Annotated in this window: 11 protein-coding genes; 5 read left to right on the top strand and 6 right to left on the bottom strand. The window is 61.2% G+C overall.

All coding sequences use genetic code 11. The annotated features are described in order from the left end of the window. Nucleotides 1-84 precede the first annotated feature (84 nt). On the bottom strand, nt 85-2,373 hold the full coding sequence (gene metE / locus YQ44_RS09365) for a 5-methyltetrahydropteroyltriglutamate--homocysteine S-methyltransferase (protein ID WP_071323144.1): 2,289 nt from the start codon (nt 2,371-2,373) through the stop codon (nt 85-87). A gap of 124 nt (nt 2,374-2,497) precedes the next feature. Here metE and YQ44_RS09360 point away from each other — a divergent pair, with 124 nt between their 5' ends. Then, the gene (locus tag YQ44_RS09360) at nt 2,498-3,241 is read left to right on the top strand and encodes an epoxyqueuosine reductase QueH (protein ID WP_083412118.1); all 744 of its coding nucleotides are present in this window, start codon (nt 2,498-2,500) and stop codon (nt 3,239-3,241) included. Between the two features lie 168 nt (nt 3,242-3,409). Here YQ44_RS09360 and alaC read toward each other — a convergent pair whose 3' ends face one another. Continuing rightward, complete coding sequence (alaC, locus tag YQ44_RS09355) at nt 3,410-4,627, bottom strand: alanine transaminase (protein ID WP_071323143.1); 1,218 nt, start codon at nt 4,625-4,627, stop codon at nt 3,410-3,412. A gap of 309 nt (nt 4,628-4,936) precedes the next feature. Here alaC and YQ44_RS09350 point away from each other — a divergent pair, with 309 nt between their 5' ends. Next, nucleotides 4,937-5,620, top strand: coding sequence for a pentapeptide repeat-containing protein (locus tag YQ44_RS09350; protein WP_071323142.1), 684 nt, complete (start codon nt 4,937-4,939; stop codon nt 5,618-5,620). 165 nt (nt 5,621-5,785) lie between these two features. Here the strand turns inward: YQ44_RS09350 and YQ44_RS09345 are convergent, their stop codons facing one another. Beyond that, a complete protein-coding gene (locus tag YQ44_RS09345; RefSeq protein ID WP_071323141.1) occupies nt 5,786-7,003 on the bottom strand; it encodes an MFS transporter in 1,218 nt (405 codons plus the stop codon). Between the two features lie 106 nt (nt 7,004-7,109). On the opposite strand from YQ44_RS09345, the gene YQ44_RS09340 reads away from it, so the two are divergent. After that, nucleotides 7,110-8,033, top strand: coding sequence for a LysR family transcriptional regulator (locus YQ44_RS09340; RefSeq protein WP_071323140.1), 924 nt, complete (start codon nt 7,110-7,112; stop codon nt 8,031-8,033). Nucleotides 8,034-8,117: 84 nt separating this feature from the next. On the opposite strand, the gene YQ44_RS09335 is transcribed toward YQ44_RS09340, so the two are convergent. Beyond that, nucleotides 8,118-11,633, bottom strand: a complete 3,516-nt coding sequence (locus tag YQ44_RS09335; RefSeq protein ID WP_071323139.1) for an nSTAND1 domain-containing NTPase — start codon at nt 11,631-11,633, stop codon at nt 8,118-8,120. Between the two features lie 496 nt (nt 11,634-12,129). Beyond that, nucleotides 12,130-14,409, bottom strand: a complete 2,280-nt coding sequence (locus YQ44_RS09330; protein WP_071323138.1) for a carboxy terminal-processing peptidase — start codon at nt 14,407-14,409, stop codon at nt 12,130-12,132. 550 nt (nt 14,410-14,959) lie between these two features. Between YQ44_RS09330 and YQ44_RS09325 the strand changes: the two genes are divergently transcribed. Both YQ44_RS09325 and YQ44_RS09320 read left to right on the top strand, forming a co-directional pair. Next, complete coding sequence (locus tag YQ44_RS09325) at nt 14,960-16,930, top strand: methyl-accepting chemotaxis protein (protein ID WP_071323137.1); 1,971 nt, start codon at nt 14,960-14,962, stop codon at nt 16,928-16,930. Nucleotides 16,931-16,988: 58 nt separating this feature from the next. Continuing rightward, nucleotides 16,989-17,261 carry a putative signal transducing protein gene (locus YQ44_RS09320; RefSeq protein WP_071323136.1) on the top strand — a complete coding sequence of 91 codons (273 nt, stop codon included), beginning with the start codon at nt 16,989-16,991 and terminating at the stop codon, nt 17,259-17,261. A 16-nt stretch (nt 17,262-17,277) separates the two neighbouring features. Here the strand turns inward: YQ44_RS09320 and YQ44_RS09315 are convergent, their stop codons facing one another. Continuing rightward, entirely contained in the window at nt 17,278-17,796 is a 519-nt protein-coding gene (locus YQ44_RS09315) for a thymidine kinase (protein ID WP_232251206.1), read from the bottom strand. Between the last annotated feature and the right edge of the window lie 273 nt (nt 17,797-18,069).

The raw sequence follows: 18,069 nt of genomic DNA, 5'->3' as shown, positions 1-18,069 counted from the left end.
CATTATCCAATGGTATGTTGTGATGACAGAAATACGCCTGTTCTATATCTCAGCCATGCCGACCTCCCCTGCCCCTTGACAAGCCTATGCGACGCTGTCGCCGCGCAGGGTTTTCGCTGCCGCCACCATATTCGCCAACGCAGGGATGACCTCTTTCCATCCCCGCGTCTTCAGCCCGCAATCGGGGTTGACCCACAGGCGCTGCGCGGGAATGCGCTCGGCCGCCTTGCGCATCAGCTTGACCATCTGTTCCTGGCTCGGGATGTTGGGCGAATGGATGTCGTAGACGCCAGGGCCGATCTCATTCGGATACTTGAAGTCATCGAAGGCGTCCAGCAATTCCATGTCGGAACGCGAGGTTTCGATCGTGATCACGTCGGCATCCATGTCGGCGATCTGCGCGATGATGTCGTTGAATTCCGAATAACACATATGCGTGTGGATCTGCGTCTCGTCAGCCACGCCATTGGCCGTGATGCGGAACGATTCCACGGCCCAGCGCAGGTACTCGGCCCATTGCGACTTGCGCAATGGCAAGCCTTCGCGCAGCGCCGCCTCGTCGATCTGGATCACGCGGATGCCGGCCTGCTCCAGGTCCTGCACTTCGGCGCGCATGGCCAGCGCCAGCTGGTGGCACGACACGGAGCGGGGCTGGTCGTCGCGCACGAAGGACCAGTTCAGGATGGTGACGGGGCCCGTCAGCATGCCTTTCATCGGCCTGTCCGTCAGCGACTGGGCATAGGTGCTCCACTCGACCGTCATGGCGCGCGGGCGGCTGATGTCGCCGAACAGGATGGGCGGCTTCACGCAGCGCGAGCCGTACGATTGCACCCAGCCGAACTGGCTGAAGGTGTAGCCATCGAGCTGTTCGCCGAAATATTCGACCATGTCGTTGCGTTCTGCTTCGCCGTGCACGAAGACGTCCAGGCCCAGGGTTTCCTGTTCCTGCACGCAATGGGCGATTTCCGCCCGCATCAGCTTTTTATAGCTGGCCTCGTCCAGCTGGCCGCTGCGGAACTGGCTGCGCGCCTGGCGGATTTCCGCCGTTTGCGGGAAAGAGCCGATGGTCGTCGTCGGATACAGCGGCAGCTTCAGCAGCGCAGCCTGCTTGGCGGCCCGTTCCGCATAGCCGCTGGCGCGCTGGCCCAGGCTGGCGTCGATGCGGGCCACGGCCGTTTTCACGTCCGGATTGTGCACGCGCGGCGACTGGCGGCGCGCCTGCACTGCCGCCTGGTTGGCGTCGAGCGCCGCTTGCACGGAAGCGCGGCCGTGATTCAGGGCGCCAGCGATGGTGTGCACTTCGTCCAGTTTTTGGCGGGCAAAAGCCAGCCAGGAGCGGATATCGGCGTCGAGCGTTTGCTCACTGTCCAGGTCAACCGGCACATGCAGCAAGGAGCACGACGGCGCGATCCACAGGCGCGACTGCAGGCTGCCGTGCACGGGTTCCAGCCAGTCCAGCACGGCCGTCAAGTCCGTCTTCCAGATATTGCGGCCATTCACCACGCCCAGCGACAAGACGCTGGTGCTAGGCAATTGCGCGATGAGCTGCCCCACTTCATCACGGGCGTTGATGGCATCCAGGTGCAGGCCTTGCACGGGCAGCGCGCACGCCAGCGCCAGGTTGTCTTGCAGCTTGCCGAAATACGTGGCCAGCAGCAATTTGACATTGTTGACCTTGCTCAAGGCACCGTAGGCCGTGACGAGCGCCTGCTGCCAGGCAGTGTCGAGCTCCGTGACGAGGATGGGCTCGTCGATCTGCACCCACTCGACGCCCTGGGCCGCCAGTTCCTGCAACAGTTGCACGTAGACGGGCAGCAAGCCTTGCAGCAGCGCCAGCTTGTCGGAATCATCCTTCGCCTTGCCCAGCCACAAGTAGGTGACGGGGCCGATCAGCACGGGCTTGGCTTTCACGCCCAGCTGGCGCGCTTGCGCCAGTTGCTGCAACAGGCGACTGCTGTCGAGCTTGAACTGCGTGTCGGCCGCGAATTCCGGCACGATGTAGTGATAATTGGTGTCGAACCATTTCGTCATTTCGCCGGCGTGCACGCAGCTGCAATCGCTGTCGCTGGCCGAGCGGCCACGGGCCACGCGGAAATAGTTATCGAGGGCTGCGCCGCCAAGACCGCGCACGCGCTGCGGCAGGTTGCCCAGGGTAAAACTCAGGTCCAGCACCTGGTCATAGAAGGAAAAATCGCCGACGGGCGCCAGGTCCAGCGCGTTCTGGTCTTGCCAGTGGCGCTGGCGCAACTCTGCGCCATGGCCTTCCAGCGCATCCAGCGTGCTGTTGCCCTTCCAGCAATCTTCCAGGGCGAATTTCAGTTCGCGTTTGGCGCCGATGCGCGGGTAGCCCAGATTGTGTGTCGTGACGGTCATGGTGGCAGTTCCTCCTGGTGAAGTATGGAGACATCATAGAAGCTTCCATCCATGAAAAATAATGGTAAAATTTCATCCATCCATTATTAATACTCATGTGAACGCATCCATGGGCACACCCGACATGACTGACCTGAGCGACACCACCTTGGCACCGGCCGACCTGGCCACCTTGCACGATGATTTCAAACGCGCCAGGCTGGCCTGGCCGGAAGGCAAGAACAAGGTACTGCTGCACTCGTGCTGCGCGCCCTGCTCGGGCGAGGTGATGGAAGCGATGCTGGCGTCCGGCATCGACTTCACGATCTTCTTTTACAACCCGAACATCCATCCGCTGAAGGAATACGAGCTGCGCAAGGACGAGAACATCCGTTTCGCGGAAAAATTCGGCATCCCCTTCATCGATGCCGATTACGACCGCGACAACTGGTTCGCGCGCGCCAAGGGCATGGAAAACGAGCCGGAGCGGGGCATCCGCTGCACCATGTGCTTCGACATGCGCTTCGAGCGCACGGCCCTGTATGCGCACGAACACGGCTTCCCCGTCATCACCAGCTCACTGGGCATTTCTCGCTGGAAAGACATGAAACAGATCAACGGCAGCGGCGTGCGCGCGGCCGCCCATTATCCGGATCTGCTGTACTGGGAATACAACTGGCGCAAGGGTGGCGGCTCGGCCCGCATGATCGAGATCAGCAAGCGCGAGAACTTCTACCAGCAAGAGTATTGCGGCTGCATCTATTCCCTGCGCGACAGCAACGAGCACCGCGTCGCCATGGGCCGCGAGCGCATCCACCTGGGCGTCAAGTTCTACGGTCTCAACGACGGCACGGAAGACAAAGAGGACCAGGACGGCACGGAAAAATAGGCAAAAAAAAGCCCGCTGCGGGAGCGGGCTGAATCTATTTCCTTGGAGGAGATAGAGGAGACAGTTGAATGATGCCGCGTTGCAGCATATAAAACCACTTTATATTCGTGATGTCAGAAATACGCAGCAGTGATATTAGGGGCAACAGATCATTCCACGCGGAAACTTTTATGCTGCCGCCCCGGTTTTTTCGTCGCCAGAACGCAACATATTCTTGATGCCGCGCAGCGCTTGCCGCACGCGGGCCTCGTTTTCGATCAGGGCGAAGCGCACGTATTCATCGCCATATTCGCCGAAGCCGATGCCGGGCGACACGCTCACCCTGGCTTTTTGCAACAACAGCTTGGCAAACTCCAGCGAACCCAGGTGGCGGTAAGCCTCGGGGATATGCGCCCAGATATACATCGACGCCTTCGGCTTTTCCACCATCCAGCCCGCTTCATGCAAGCCTTTCACCAGCACGTCGCGGCGACGCTGGTACTGGGCGCAGATCTCCGTCACGCAGCTTTGGTCGCCTTCCAGCGCGGCAATCGCCGCCACTTGCACCGGGGTAAAACTGCCGTAATCGTGGTAACTCTTGATGCGCGCCAGCGCCGCCACCAGCTCCGCGTTGCCGACCATGAAGCCGATGCGCCAGCCCGCCATGTTGTAGCTTTTCGACATGGTGAAAAATTCCACGGCCACGTCGCGCGCGCCCGGCACCTGCATGATGGACGGCGCCTTCCAGCCATCGAAGGTGATGTCGGCATACGCGAGGTCATGCACCACCAGGATATCGTGCTGTTTCGCCAGCGCCACGACACGTTCAAAGAATTCCAGCTCCACGCATTGCGCCGTCGGGTTCGACGGGAAGCCCAGCACCATCATCTTCGGCTTCGGGTAGCTTTCGCGTATCGCCCGTTCCAGTTCGGCAAAGAAATCCACGCCCGGCCCCATGCGCACGGAGCGGATATCGGCGCCCGCGATGACGGCGCCCCAGATATGGATCGGGTAGCTGGGGTTGGGCACCAGCACCGTGTCGCCACGGTCGAGTGTTGCCAGCATCAAATGGGCCAGCCCCTCTTTCGAGCCGATGGTGACGATGGCTTCACTGTCCGGGTCGATCTCGACGTCGTAGCGCTTCTTGTACCAGTGCGCAATGGCGCGGCGCAAACGGGGGATGCCTTTCGAGGCGGAATAGCCGTGCGTGTCGGGGCGTTTCACCGTGTCGATCAGCTTATCCACGATGTGGGCCGGGGTGGCGCCATCGGGATTGCCCATCGACATATCGATGATGTCCTCGCCACGGCGGCGCGCGGCCATCTTGAGTTCGGCGGTGATGTTGAAAACGTAGGGGGGAAGGCGGTTGATGCGCGAAAAGCTGCGCGGAGCTTGGCTGTCGGTCATGGTTATCTCTGTACGTAAGCGCCCGGATCCGTCCGAGCGACGTTGGCGCAGTGGCTGCGCCTGCAACGATACTAACCCGGGCTTGCGCACACTGGCAAGCGCGATTCGGACGCGCTACAATACGCGCTGATCGAAAATGAGCGCACCGGTTGGTAACCCGGTAAGTGCCCGGCACCGTCCGGCATGCTCCCGCCCACGCGGACCCACGGCGCTGACCCTTGGCTGTTACACCAGCCGGGGAGATGGTCTGGTTCGTGCATCTTTCCCGCCGCGCCATCCCTCCCCTGCTTTGATTAGGAATAAAAACGGATGGCAACACACGACACGGCAGCAACTGGCATGACCCTGGACCGCGCCGGCATGGAACAGCAACTGGCCCAATCAGTGCGTCATTTCATCGATTGCGCGTTCGATGGCGAAGACCTGTCGCGCCTCGATCTGCAGGGCTGCACCTTCGAACGCTGCACGTTTGCAGAGACAACCTTGTTCGCCAGCAAGCTGGCGCGCAGCACGTGGCGCCGCTGCCGCGCCGGCAGCGCCGATTTCGAATCCGTCGACGCCGTCGACGCCGGCTTCGAAGGCTGCGACTTGAACAACAGCAAATGGCGGCGCGCCAAGCTGGCCTCGGCCACCTACCGCGGCTGCAAGCTGACGGGCGCCTCGTTCGAGGAAGTGGCCCACCTGGGCCTGACGTTCGAGGACAGCCTGCTGGTGGGCGCCGACTTGCGCGGCTTCTCATTCCGCAAGGCGATATTGAAACAGCTCGATTTTTCCGATGCCTACCTGGCCGGCTGCGATTTCCGCGACGCCGTCTTCGAAGGCGGCAGCCTGCGCAACGCCACGATCAAGCTGGCCAAGTTCCAGGGCGCCGACTTGCGCGGCGCCGATATCGATGGCTTCAAATTGAGCGAAGCGTCCCTGCTGAAAGGCGCCGTCATCACGCATGCGCAGGCGGCCAATTTCATGCGCGCGCTCGACCTGGTGGTGATCTGATTCAGGCAAGCAAAAAAAAAGCCCGCTACGGAAGCGGGCTGAATCTATTTCCTTGGAGGAGATAGAGGAGACAGGTGCATGATGCGGCATCGCGGCATATCACGCCACTTTATATTCATGATGATGGAAATTCGCCCCAGTGATAATGAGGCGCCATCAGGCTCTTCAGGCCGTGCGGCGTGCGGCCGGCACCAGAAATTCACCCAGCCACACCAGCAGGGCCAGTCCCGGAAACGCCATGCCAGCCAGCAAGGTCGCCGGCCAGCCATAGCTGGCATATACCCAGGCACCGATGGCCGAGCCTGCCGCGCCGCCGGCGAAGAACAGCGCGAAATACAGGCCGTTCAGGCGGCCCCGCACTTCCGCGCCCAGGCTGAAGATGGCGCGCTGGCCCAGCACGAGATTCGCCGCCACGCCCATGTCGAGCACGATGGAAGCGACGACCAGCAAGCCCAGCGCCACGTGCTTCGACTCTGGCGCGAACATCGGCAAGGCAAACGCGACGATGCCCAGCGCCAACGCGGCGGCCGTGGCCGGCAAGGTATGGCCGGCATCGGCCAGACGGCCTGCGATCGGAGAGGCGATGGCGCCCGCCATGCCGACCAGGGCGAAGATGGCGATGCCCGTTTGCGACAGGCCGAACGCGGGGCTAGCCAGCACCAGCGGCGTGACGGTCCAGAACAGGCTGAAGGCGCCAAACAGGCCCGCATGGTAGGCGGCGCGGCGGCGCAGCACGGGCGTGCCCAGCAGCAAATGCCACAGCGAGGCCATGAGGGCCGGATAGCGCATGCTGGACACGGGCTGGCGCACGGGCAAGGCGCGGCGCAGCACGGCAGCCAGCACCAGCATGAGCACGGCGGCGCCGCCAAACACCACGTGCCAGCTGGCATGGGCCGCCACCAGCGACGCCACGGGGCGGGCCAGCATGATGCCCAGCAACAAGCCGCTGACCACCTTGCCCACGGTTTGCCCCCGCGTCGCTTCCTGCGACAAGTGGGCGGCAAACGGCACGATCACCTGCGCCGCCACGGAACCGAGGCCGATGGCCAGCGCGGCGGCCAGGAACACGACGGCGCCCGTGGAGAGGGCCGCCACGACCAGCGCCACGGCCGTCACCAGCAAGGCCGTGACGATCAGGCGGCGGTTTTCCAGCAAGTCGCCCAGCGGCACGACAAACAGCAGGCCCAGCGTGTAACCCACTTGCGTCAGGGTAACGATCAGCCCCGCCGCCTTGGCCGACAGGCCCGTCGATGCGCTGATGGGCCCGACGAGGGTTTGCGCGTAATACAGGTTGGCGACGATGAGGCCGGAAGCGATGGCCAGCAGCAGCACCATGCCTGGTGAAATATCGGCTGCGCCAGCGTGGGAAGAGGCCTTGTGCATATTATTTCCTCGGTTCGTTAGGGATGTCGCTATTCTAGGCAAAGCCGGGGCAAAGATAATTAGGGCATAATCGCCCTACACTTTTCACATTAAATGAACAATCACGATGGACAAGATCAAGGCCATGCAAACGTTTGTGCGCATCGTCGAGGCCAACAGCTTTTCCAAGGCGGCCGAAACATTAAATTTGCCACGCGCCGCGCTGACGGCCACCCTGCAAAAGCTGGAAGCCTACCTGGGCACGCAATTGCTGCAGCGAAGCACACGCCGTTTGTCCCTGACGCCGGAAGGCGCCGAGTACTTTCGCCACTGCATCGACATCCTGAAGGCCGTCGACACGGCGGAACTGGCGTTTCGCGGTCCCGACGCGAAAAAGCCGCGCGGCTTGCTGCGCATCAACCTGCCCAATACGGTGGGCCGCAGGCTGGTCGTGCCGCATCTCGCGCACTTCCACGCCGCCTGGCCGGACGTGCAATTGCAGCTGAGCCTGACGGACCGCCTGGTCGACCTGACCCAGGAAGGCATCGATTGCGCCTTGCGCGTGGGCACCTTGCAGGATTCCGCCTTCATCGGCAGGCAGGTCGGCCTGATGCGCTTCATCACGTGCGCCTCGCCCGCCTACCTGGCGCAGCACGGCACGCCGCAGACCCTGGCCGACCTGGCCGTGCACCAGGGCATCATGCATTACTCGGGCCGCACGGGGCGCGCCTTCGACTGGGATTTCCTGCAGGGCGGCGAAGAGGTGCGCGTGCAGATGGCCGGCCCCATCGCCGTCAACGATGCCGACGCCAGCGTCGATTGCGCCTTGCAGGGGCTGGGACTGGCGCAGGCGGCCCTGTACCAGGTGCGCCCGCACCTCGACAGCGGCGCGCTGGTGGCCGTGCTGCCCGATTGTCCGCCAACGCCGATGCCGATGTCGCTGCTGACGCCGCAAGGCCGCCTGGCCACGCCCAAGCTGCAGGCGTTTGCCGGCTGGCTCACTGATTTGCTGGCACAAAACGCGGATGTGCGGCCGGCAAGCCGGCCATAAAAGAACAGCTTGATATCTACCATGAGAATCGATGGCATCGCCCCTATGCACTGATCTTGCACATCACAAATGATAGAGGGATGCCTAGAAACCGTTATCCAGCGCAATCAAGCCTGCCCGCGCCGCGATTGCCACATGCCGCTCCTGATCGCCCAGGTCATACCGCAGTCTTGCCCTCGTCATCGGCAACAGGGAGGAATTATTCCTTGCCTCTACGACGCGCTGCGCAGTAACCAGCATCTCCAGCGTCATCCGCGCCGCCATGCGTTCACCGGTACCCCCTTCGGACATGTCCTTGAGATAAATCTGCAATGGCGTTTGCGCCGTGGGGTGATCGAGCGCAAAAAAGAACGCGCAAAAGGCGCCTCTTCGCCAGCCATCCACCCTGTCTCTCGCTGCGAGCAGGTTCTTGCATCGCGCCAACCGCTCTGCATCGCTACCGGTGACGGCATCTGCCTGGCCGAAGGCAGCGAGAACCAGCAGACGACTCGTGCGATCAAACTCCCGGTCAAGTACCGCCTTGTCAACTGTGGATTGGCGCCTCAGCACTTCCTGAGGATGCGTTCTGGCAACAGCGATCAATATCTCCGCCGCTACAAATTGCTTTCTTCGCAAGGACGAGGATCCGATTACTCTAACGACGGCGTCCATCATCTGCGGGGTCAACCGAGCGCCGGCGCTTAACAGATGCTTCAGCTCCACGTCGAGAGGATACACAGGAGTGTCTTGAAACTTAGCATCGTTATCATTGAGGACGTGCGCCAATAAGTTCAATGCAAGCTGCGCACATTCCGTATCAAGTTGCCCCGACGCCGCGAGCTTTGCAGCAGCATATATGAGAGGCTGCCGTCCAACTTGATTCTGATGACTTCCGGTTACATCGGCCTCATGCAGCAGATCGGCCACCAGACGTGTCGTTTGCGAATTTTGAAGACCAGGGTTAGCCGCCACCAAGTGAGACAATGCGATCAACGCGACTTCACGATTGGGAATACGTGTTTCTGGATTACCAAGTCGCTCCCTCAGCGTTTCCATCAATCTTGCAGAGAAGGCAGGCCTGTTTTCGCTCCCGAACAAGCTGAGCGCAATCAAGGATGACTCAAGGTTATTGTTTTTTGCAGAGGCGGCCTGCGCAGACGTCAGCAGTTCCGTTATTGACGCGTGCTCCGCCGCGTGAGGGTGGCTACGAAGAATTATCTGGAGGATGTCCACGACTCTATACGTCCACCACTCGAATTCAACGGTTTGCCGTATCGTGATCTTTAACAAGTACCTTAATACTGGCAAGGCAAGACTTTCATTGCGAGCGGCATAACTTTCCAGTAGGCCGAATGCTCCGACCCGCGCTAACGGGGCGCTTTCTGAGTCATCGATGATCATTTCAAGTGTTTTGAGATCGCCTTCCGTCGGTTGCGAGATGCCGTTCAGCAGCAGTTGCTCAATCGCCGCTTCGATCAGATAAGTCTCCGCATCAAAAAGGGGCCCCAGCCTAGTGGACTTCTTGTAGATGCTTTGCTGCCTGAAAATCGCCAAAGATTGCTGCAAATTCAGCGTCATCCGGTCAGCAACGCCAGCCCGGGTCTCCGCTATGCGCAACAAGCCGGCAGCTGCAGCCAGCTGGCTTTGCAGGTCAGGTGGCGATGGCGTGACGCCCAGGATTCGGATAAGCACTTCCGCAACCTCGTCCGTGTCCTTTTCGTCATTCGCCCTGCCGGCTAGTCCGATCGCATCGGAAGCTTCCCTCAAGCGAAAAGCACCTTGTTTTCCGCGACTGAAGGCGGCGAACGCGGCCGCTGCCTCTTTCGGTTTTCCAGCAATGCGCAGGAAACGAATTTTCTCGAGTGGATCCAGGACGTCGGCGATATGCGCCACGGCGTCCTGCGTGCCGCCAATACCCCAGATATCCCCGCGCGGCACCTGAGTAATCGCCGTTATATTCGTTGGATCGAGCTGATCAATATCAAACGATGTTTCCACAGCAACCTTGTCCGTACCAGGAAGGATACGCGTGAAAGGAGTGCTGAAGCGTATTACCACTGACGGCGGAACCGAAGCAAATGCCACGGACCCCGTACCTATCGACCAGCTACGGAAAGCGAAAACATAGCCGCCCACCACCAGTACCAGGACTGCCATGGCGGCTGGCCAGCTCAGTGCGAAAGCAGCGCTGAGCCAACTTTTCGCCATCAGTTCCCTTACAAGGCGATCGGCGAGGATTTGGGGTGTCGCATGGCGGCGGATTTGTAGAAGAGTCCGGATAGGAATGCGCACCATGCTATCGTTGCGAAATGCGCCAAGGTAGAATGAAATGGAACGGTCTGCAGCCTCGGCCGCTCCTTGCAGGCCGGTGGTTCCTCGCTGAATCAGGGGCGCCAGCGCATCATGGGTCAAATTATATGTATCGGGCCCGGTTCGGATAACGACGCGCGCTTCCTGCAACTTTATCAAGCACGTTGCAAGCTCGCCGCCGGCCAACAGGGTCGCATCGCGCGCGCGGACATCCTCGACGATGGCGTCAAAAGTAATATCGACAGGTGATTTTGCGATGCCTCCAGGAGCACAAAGTTTGCGCAAAACGATTTCACCCAAGACAGGCTTGGGAAGGCGCGTAATCTCATCACGAATAAAGGTGCCAATCACGCCAGCCTTGCGGCCCAGTGCGACATACACCGCCTTCTCCCGGACATGCGCGCGCTTGAGACGAGTGCCGATCAACTGGAGCTCGACGGGCCATACCTCGCCGTTGCTCTCCAAGTCTTCGATGATGGCGTCCACAAGCGCGGCTTCGAACTGGACAGCCTCGTCGGCAGCCGCGTGCGCAAGAACTTGACGCGCGGAATGTGTTCTCAAATTAATTAACTCGAACGTCGTCCGCGGTGACGTTGGATCCGGAATATCGGGAGCGAAGTTTTGCAATCGCGCAAAAAAGTCACGCCGTATGGCGATCACGAGCGAACAGTGCTGGTGATCATCCAGTAGTTTTCGCATGCGGTTTCCCAGCGCGCTACACGCATGATGGCTGGGGTGCGTGAGAAAGTATTCCTCAAATTGGTCTATGATGACGAACAGGCGCCCGGTACCGCCGTGATGGCTGAACGCGAGTTCGATCGCCATGCCGGGATCGTCGGACGGCCGTCCCAGGTAGATGCAAGCATGACCACGCCGGCGCAACTCCGCGACCAGGCCAGCACGCAAGAATGATGTCTTGCCACAACCCGATTCGCCCCAGATCACGCCAAAGCGAAATTCCGCGCCTTGCAAAATCACCATTGCATCCATGCAATCAGTACGACGGCCGATCAGCGTGTCGCCTTGTTCGAACGGCAGAAAGGAGCGCAAGATGGAGGTATCCAGCGCTTCCGGAGGCGTTGGCGGGAGTGGTGGCGGCCGACGGCGGCTTCGCCAGTAAAGAAAAAGAGCATAGGCAACAGCCAGAACAGCCGCAGCGCAATAGGCGAAAACCTTGGCCTGGCGCTCGGAAAGGAAGACGCCGGACAAGGCCGTCAGCATGGGAAGCAAAAAACCAGCGCGCTCAGTCCACAGCGACAGCCAATCGCGCACCGCAGCGCCTTGCTTACTTTCCGCGCTCTCTTCGGCCATTGCGCCTCCCTACCGAGCGACTACCGTCGGTCGCATGTGTGCTGCTTCTTGGGCAACCTTGTACTCACTCAATGGATAGGCGCCGTCACCTTGTCGCTTGACTGTAGTCCAATCCCTGCAATCTTGAAGGCTGAAATGCAGGCTGTTTTGATATGAATCTAGGGACGCGTTTCTGCCCGCTGGCAGCCGATGTATTCGTGTACCGGGATGCCCCCCCTGCCGGCCATTGATCGGCCGCCACACGGCGGAAATTAACCGGTTCATCAACAAAGCACAGGTCGCAACGAAAAGAACAAAAAAAAAGCCCGCTACGGGAGCGGGCTGAATCTATTTTCTTGGAGGAGAATAGAGGAGACGAGTGAATTATGCTGCATCGCGGCATATCATGCCAATTGATTGTTGGAATAATAGAAATACGCCAGGAATATAACTGCTCATTTTCGACGAAAAAAAAGCCGGCTCCGCAAGGAACCGGCTTTTCGCGGCGTGCGCCGTCTTACTTGGCGTTGGCGGCCGCCACCGGCGCCGACTTGGCATCGGCTCCTGCGCCGTATGGCAAGACTTTCGCAGCCAGGCGCGTATCGGCCTTGATCAGCGCCACTTCATCGGCCAGGATGCGCGCCGACTCGTTCAGCAGCACGTCCTTGGCGCTCTTCGCGGCCGTCTCGGCGTCGAGTTCGGCGCTGAGGGCGCGCTCGTCGCCCTGCAAGCCATCGTCCGTGCGCAAGGCGCCCTTCACGGCGGCGATCTGCTTGGCCGTCTTGCTGGCCGCTTTCGCGCCCTTCAGCACGTCCTTCGGATCGGGAATCACCACCAGGTCGTCGGCAGGATTCGAAATCTGCGCGATCAGGCGTTTTTCGCGGGCCTTGGCGCGCGCTTCCTGGGTATCGCGCTCCTTGCGGCGCACGGCTTCGTTCAGCGAGATCTGGTTTTCCTTGCGCTGCTTGAGGACCAGGGCGATGTCATCCTGCAAGTACTGGAAATCCTTGTCCTTGGCCACGCGCGCTTCATGCTTCTTGTCCAGCAGCGGCACGATATCCTTCAGGTCGCCCGTCGGCATGTATTGCGCCGGCTTGATGGCCACCCACGGCAAGGCATTGTCGTAGCTCGATTCGCCGAAGTTTTCCGTGTCCGACATGGCGGGCAGCTTGATGTCCGGCGTGACGCCGCGCAACTGCGTGGTGCCGCCATTGATGCGGAAAAATTGCGCGATGGTCATTTTCAGCTCGCCGAAACGGGCCTTCTCGCTGCCGCCGAAACGGTCGAGGTTGAACAGGGTCTGCACGGTGCCCTTGCCGAAGCTGCCTTCGCCGATGACGAGACCACGGCCGTAGTCCTGGATGGCGGCGGCGAAAATCTCGGAAGCGGAGGCGGAACCACGGTTGATCAGCACGCCCATCGGGCCATCCCATGCCAGGCCGGCGTTGGTGTCGCTTTCCACGTCGACCTTGCCTTCGGTATTGCGCTGCATCACGACGGGGCCCTTGTCGATGAACAGGCCCGTCAGTTCTACGGCCTCGTTCAGCGAACCGCCGCCGTTGTTGCGCAAGTCGATCAGGACGTTGTCGACCTTATCCTTTTTCAACTCGCCCAGCAGGCGGTTGACGTCGCGCGTGGCGCTCTTGAAGTCCTTGTCGCCACGGCGGCGCGCCTCGAAGTCCTGGTAGAAGGTCGGCAGGGCAATGACGCCGATGCGGCGCTTGACGCCGTTGTCGCGCACTTCGATGATCGATTTCTTCGCCGCCTGCTCTTCCATGCTGATTTTCTTGCGCACCAGCGGCAAGACCACGTGCTTGGCATCGGGGCCGGCATCGGCCGGCAGGATGTCGAGGCGCACGACGGAATCCTTGGCGCCACGGATCAGCTGCACGACGTCGTCGATGCGCATGCCCAGCACTTCGGTGATGGGGCCGCTTTCGCCCTGCCCTACGCCGACGATGCGGTCGCCCACTTTCAGCTTGCCCGACAGGCCGGCCGGGCTGCCCGGCACGACTTCGCGCACCACCGTGTATTCGTCGCGCGTCTGCAGCACGGCGCCGATGCCTTCCAGCGACAAGCGCATGGCGATGTCGAAGTTTTCCGAGGCGCGCGGGCCCAGGTAATTGGTATGCGGCTCGATCGACATCGCATACGCGTTCATGAAGATCTGGAACACGTCTTCACTATTGAGCTTGCGCGAGCGGCTGGTGTAGCTCTCGTAGCGCTTGTCCAGCGTGTCGCGGATGGCCTTGTCTTCCTTGCCCGCCAGCTTCAGGCGCAGCCAGTCGTTCTTGACGCGCTTGCGCCACAGGTCGCGCACTTCCTCGTCGTTCTTCGGCCAGGCCGCTTTTTCACGGTCGTACTGGTAGCTTTCATCGGCCGTGAAGTCGAATTTAGTTTTCAGCAGTTCACGCGCATACGCCATGCGCTCATCGAAACGCTGCTGGTACAGATTGTAGATGGCGAACGGCGCCGTCAAGTCCTCGTTGATGATGGCGTCGTCGAGCTTGGTGCGCAGCGGCGCGAAACGGTCGATGTCGGCCTGCACGAAGAACAGCTTTTCCGCGTCGAGCGACTTGAAGTAGCGGTCGAAGATCTTTTCCGACATGGCGTCGTCGAGCGGCATGGCCTTGTAGTGGACGCGCGTCAAGACGCGCGATGCCCACAGGGCGGCCTGGGTTTGCTGTGCCAGCGGCTTCAAGGGGGGCGGAGGAGCGGCGCTCTTGTCCGTCTGGGCTGCGCCAGCGTGGGCTGACAGGGCAAGCGCCAGGGTGACCAGCATCATTTGCTTCTTCATCGGCTTCTCCGAAAATTAGTTTAAATCAATTCCAGGCGGCGCTGATATGCATGCGCCAGCCAGCAAGACAGTAAGGGGAATACACGACTGGTCTGGAGTTATTCTACAGGATACCAACAACCAGTCTCCCATGGAATATCAGTTTCTTCCCGGAAGCTTAAGCGCGGATTAAAGGCCCCGTTCCATTAATTACAAAGTGAAACATCCGTGATGAGGCCGCCGCCTGCAAGCGGCGCGCAAGCCGCCACCGGAAAATACCCCGCAGATCGCCAAAAAAGTCAATACACCATCTTTGCCTTTCTTGATCCAGGTGACGTTTTTTGCGCATTTAATCATTCTTACGGGAAACACTTAGTAACAAAACGCAAGCGCCATGCTATCATCGCCCCCTGCTTGACCGGCTGTTGACATCGCCACAGCCCAGCCTTGCCCCTTTCCAGCCGTACCAGCTTCCGCAGATTGCCCTTCCCCCATTGCCTGCTTGCCCGCGGCGATGCGCATGGCGTGTGCGCGCTGCTTAGCCCACCCAAGACTTGATACGACCATCCTTATGCAAACATTTTCCCTTCATCCGCGCCATTGGAGCGTCGGCGGCAAGATCACCGTCTTCACGTTCTGCCTCGTCAGCCTGATCCTGGCCAGCCTGACGGCATTGATCAGCATCAGCACGTCCACGGTGCTGGAACAGCGGGCCGAAGCGGCCGTCACCAGCGAACTCGATAGCGTGATGACCACCACCGAAGTGTTCCATACAGCCATGGTCAACGAAGCGGCCAGCTTCGCGCGCCTGTTCGCGGCCGAGTTTCCCGGCCCGTTTGCCGTCGACACGGGCGCCCTGGTGGCCGTGGCCGGCAAGGCCACGCCCGCGCTCAGCAATGGCGCCAAGGTCCTGAACCTCGACACGGCCCTGGTCGACCGCTATACGGCGCAGACCGGCGCCATCGCCACCATCTTCGCCGCCGACGGCGACGAGTTCGTGCGCATCAGCACATCGCTGAAGAAACAGGATGGCACGCGCGCCATCGGCACCCAGCTCGACCATAACCACCCCAGCTATGCGCCGCTGCGCGCGGGCCAGCGCTTCATCGGCATGGCTACCCTGTTTGGCAAGCAATACATCACCCAGTACGATCCCGTGCGCGATGCGGGCGGCAAGGTGGTGGGCGTGCTGTTCATCGGCCTCGACATCAGCAAGAACTTAGCCATGCTGAAAGACAAGATTCGCCAGGTCAAGATCGGCCAGACCGGCTACATCTATATCGTCGACACGGCGCCGGGCGCCAATTACGGCCACATGGTGCTGCACCCGAACAGCGAGGGCAAGAGCGCGCTCGACTTCAAGGCCAGCGACGGCCGCCTGTTCATCCAGGACATGCTGGCGCAAAAGAATGGCGCCATGCGCTACACGTGGACGGCGCCGGGCGAAACGGGCGCCAGCGCGCGCGAAAAGCAGCTGTATTACCGCCAGTTCAAGGATTGGCAGTGGATCATCGCCGGCGGCACCTTCACGGACGAAATCACGCTCGAGGCGCGCCAGTTGCGCAACCAGCTGGCCATTTCCGGCTTCATCGCCCTGCTCGTCTTCGCCCTGCTGCTGTACTGGCTGGTGCGCGTGCTCGTCTCGCGTCCGCTGGCGCAGGCCGAAGCGGCCGCCGCGCAGATCGCCGACGGCGACCTGACGGTCCAGCTGCACACGCGCAGCGAAGACGAGATCGGCCGCCTGCTGCGCGCCATGAACCGTATCAGCGACAAGCTGTCGCAAGTGGTGGGCAAGGTGCGCGGCAGCGCCGGGCAGATCGCCACGGCCTCGGGCGAGATTGCCAGCGGCAACCTTGACCTGTCGAGCCGCACGGAACAGCAAGCCAGTTCGCTGGAAGAAACGGCCGCCTCGATGGAAGAGCTGAGCTCGACCGTCAAGCAGAACGTGGAGCACGCGCAACAGGCGAGCAGCCTGGCGCGCGAATCGTCGACCCTGGCTGCCGAAGGCGGCGCGGCCGTGGCGCAGGTGAGCAGCACCATGCAAGCGATCCGCAGTTCATCGGGCAAGATCGCCGACATCATCGGCGTCATCGACGGCATCGCCTTCCAGACGAATATCCTCGCCCTGAACGCGGCCGTGGAAGCGGCCAGGGCCGGCGAACAGGGACGCGGCTTTGCCGTCGTGGCCACGGAAGTGCGCACGCTCGCGCAGCGCTCGGCGGCGGCGGCGAAGGACATCAAGGACCTGATCCAGGCCTCCGCCAGCACGGTGGACCTGGGCCACACGCAAGTAAATCAGGCCAGCGCCACCATGGATACCGTGGTGGCCAGTGTGCGCAAGGTCAGCGCCATCATGGCCGACATCGCGCAGGCGAGCGAAGAGCAGCGCAGCGGCATCGAACAGGTCAACCAGGCCATCGCCCAGATGGACCAGGTGACCCAGCAGAACGCGGCCCTCGTGGAAGAAGCGGCCGCGGCCGCCGAAGCGCTGCAGGAACAGGCGCAGGACCTGACGCAGGTGGTGGGCGTGTTCAAGCTGTAAGCGACGGCCCGCAGCCGCCTGGTGCTAAGATGCAGTTATCCATGCACCAGGAGACGCGATGCACAACGACTATGTTTTGATTGCCCGGCTGATGATCCCCACGGATGCGCACGTCATCCGCGGCTGCCTGGAAGCGGCCGGCATCGACGTCATCCTCACCGACGACCAGCACATGCAGGCCAACCTGCTGCTGGCGCCCGCCATCGGCGGCGCGCGCGTGCTGGTGCGCGAAAAAGACCTGGCGCGCGCCAACGACATCCTGGCCGCCTTCGAGCGCGGCGACCTGGCCCTGTCGGACGACGCCGACGTGGGACTGCCCGTGGCCGAGTAAGTGTGCGAGTAGAAACTTACGCGTAGAAACAGCGCCCGCACGCCTGGCGGTACGCTTCGTTGCCGCCAATACTGATCTGCTCGCCTTCCTTGATGCGGCGGCCCTGCTCGTCCACGCGGATATTCATCGTGGCTTTCTTGCCGCAGGTACAAATATTCTTGAGCTCCTCGATATCGTCCGCCAGCGCCAGCAGATAGGCCGAGCCGGGGAACGGTGCGCCCTTGAAATCCGTGCGCAAGCCATAGCAGATGACGGGCACGCCCTTCACTTGCGCCAGCTGGTGCAGTTGTTGCACTTGCGCCGTGCTGAGGAATTGCGCTTCGTCAACCAGCAGGCAAGCCACTTGCGGGATATCGTCGAGGAAATTCGTGTCGGCATGGAAGATATCGACCTGGCGCTGCGGTCCCAGGCGCGACGTGACGCGGCCCACGCCGTAGCGGCTGTCGATGGCGGCCGTGTACAGGCGCACCTGCTGGCCCTGCTCTTCATAGTTGTGTGCGACTTGCAACAAGGCCGTCGACTTGCCCGCGTTCATCGCGGAATACCGGAAATAAAGTTTTGCCACTGCCGCCTGCCCTGTCTGAGTAATTTCAATACTATTTAGTATCTTTTCGAGGCGTGATTATAAATCGCAATGGCAAGCTTGCGGCAGCTTAATACATGCGCCGTCAGCGCTGCATGGCACAAAAAAACGGCGCATACTCGCATGGTGAAAGCCGCTGCCCATATGCGAAAGCCGCATATGCAAGCAGATAAACATTCGTTCGCAGCACCCCGTCCCGCGCCTACACTCCGCCCTTTTGCACGG

Source organism: Janthinobacterium sp. 1_2014MBL_MicDiv, assembly GCF_001865675.1.
GTDB lineage: Bacteria > Pseudomonadota > Gammaproteobacteria > Burkholderiales > Burkholderiaceae_D > Janthinobacterium.
This window is presented reverse-complemented; position numbering and strand designations above follow the sequence as displayed.

Coding starts and splice junctions, on each gene's coding strand:
- YQ44_RS09360 (WP_083412118.1), top strand. CDS start 2,498: ATGACTGACCTGAGCGACACCACCTTGGCACCGGCCGACCTGGCCACC.
- YQ44_RS09340 (WP_071323140.1), top strand. CDS start 7,110: ATGGACAAGATCAAGGCCATGCAAACGTTTGTGCGCATCGTCGAGGCC.
- YQ44_RS09315 (WP_232251206.1), bottom strand. CDS start 17,796: ATGAACGCGGGCAAGTCGACGGCCTTGTTGCAAGTCGCACACAACTAT.
- YQ44_RS09345 (WP_071323141.1), bottom strand. CDS start 7,003: ATGCACAAGGCCTCTTCCCACGCTGGCGCAGCCGATATTTCACCAGGC.
- YQ44_RS09330 (WP_071323138.1), bottom strand. CDS start 14,409: ATGAAGAAGCAAATGATGCTGGTCACCCTGGCGCTTGCCCTGTCAGCC.
- YQ44_RS09325 (WP_071323137.1), top strand. CDS start 14,960: ATGCAAACATTTTCCCTTCATCCGCGCCATTGGAGCGTCGGCGGCAAG.
- alaC (WP_071323143.1), bottom strand. CDS start 4,627: ATGACCGACAGCCAAGCTCCGCGCAGCTTTTCGCGCATCAACCGCCTT.
- YQ44_RS09335 (WP_071323139.1), bottom strand. CDS start 11,633: ATGGCCGAAGAGAGCGCGGAAAGTAAGCAAGGCGCTGCGGTGCGCGAT.
- YQ44_RS09350 (WP_071323142.1), top strand. CDS start 4,937: ATGGCAACACACGACACGGCAGCAACTGGCATGACCCTGGACCGCGCC.
- YQ44_RS09320 (WP_071323136.1), top strand. CDS start 16,989: ATGCACAACGACTATGTTTTGATTGCCCGGCTGATGATCCCCACGGAT.
- metE (WP_071323144.1), bottom strand. CDS start 2,373: ATGACCGTCACGACACACAATCTGGGCTACCCGCGCATCGGCGCCAAA.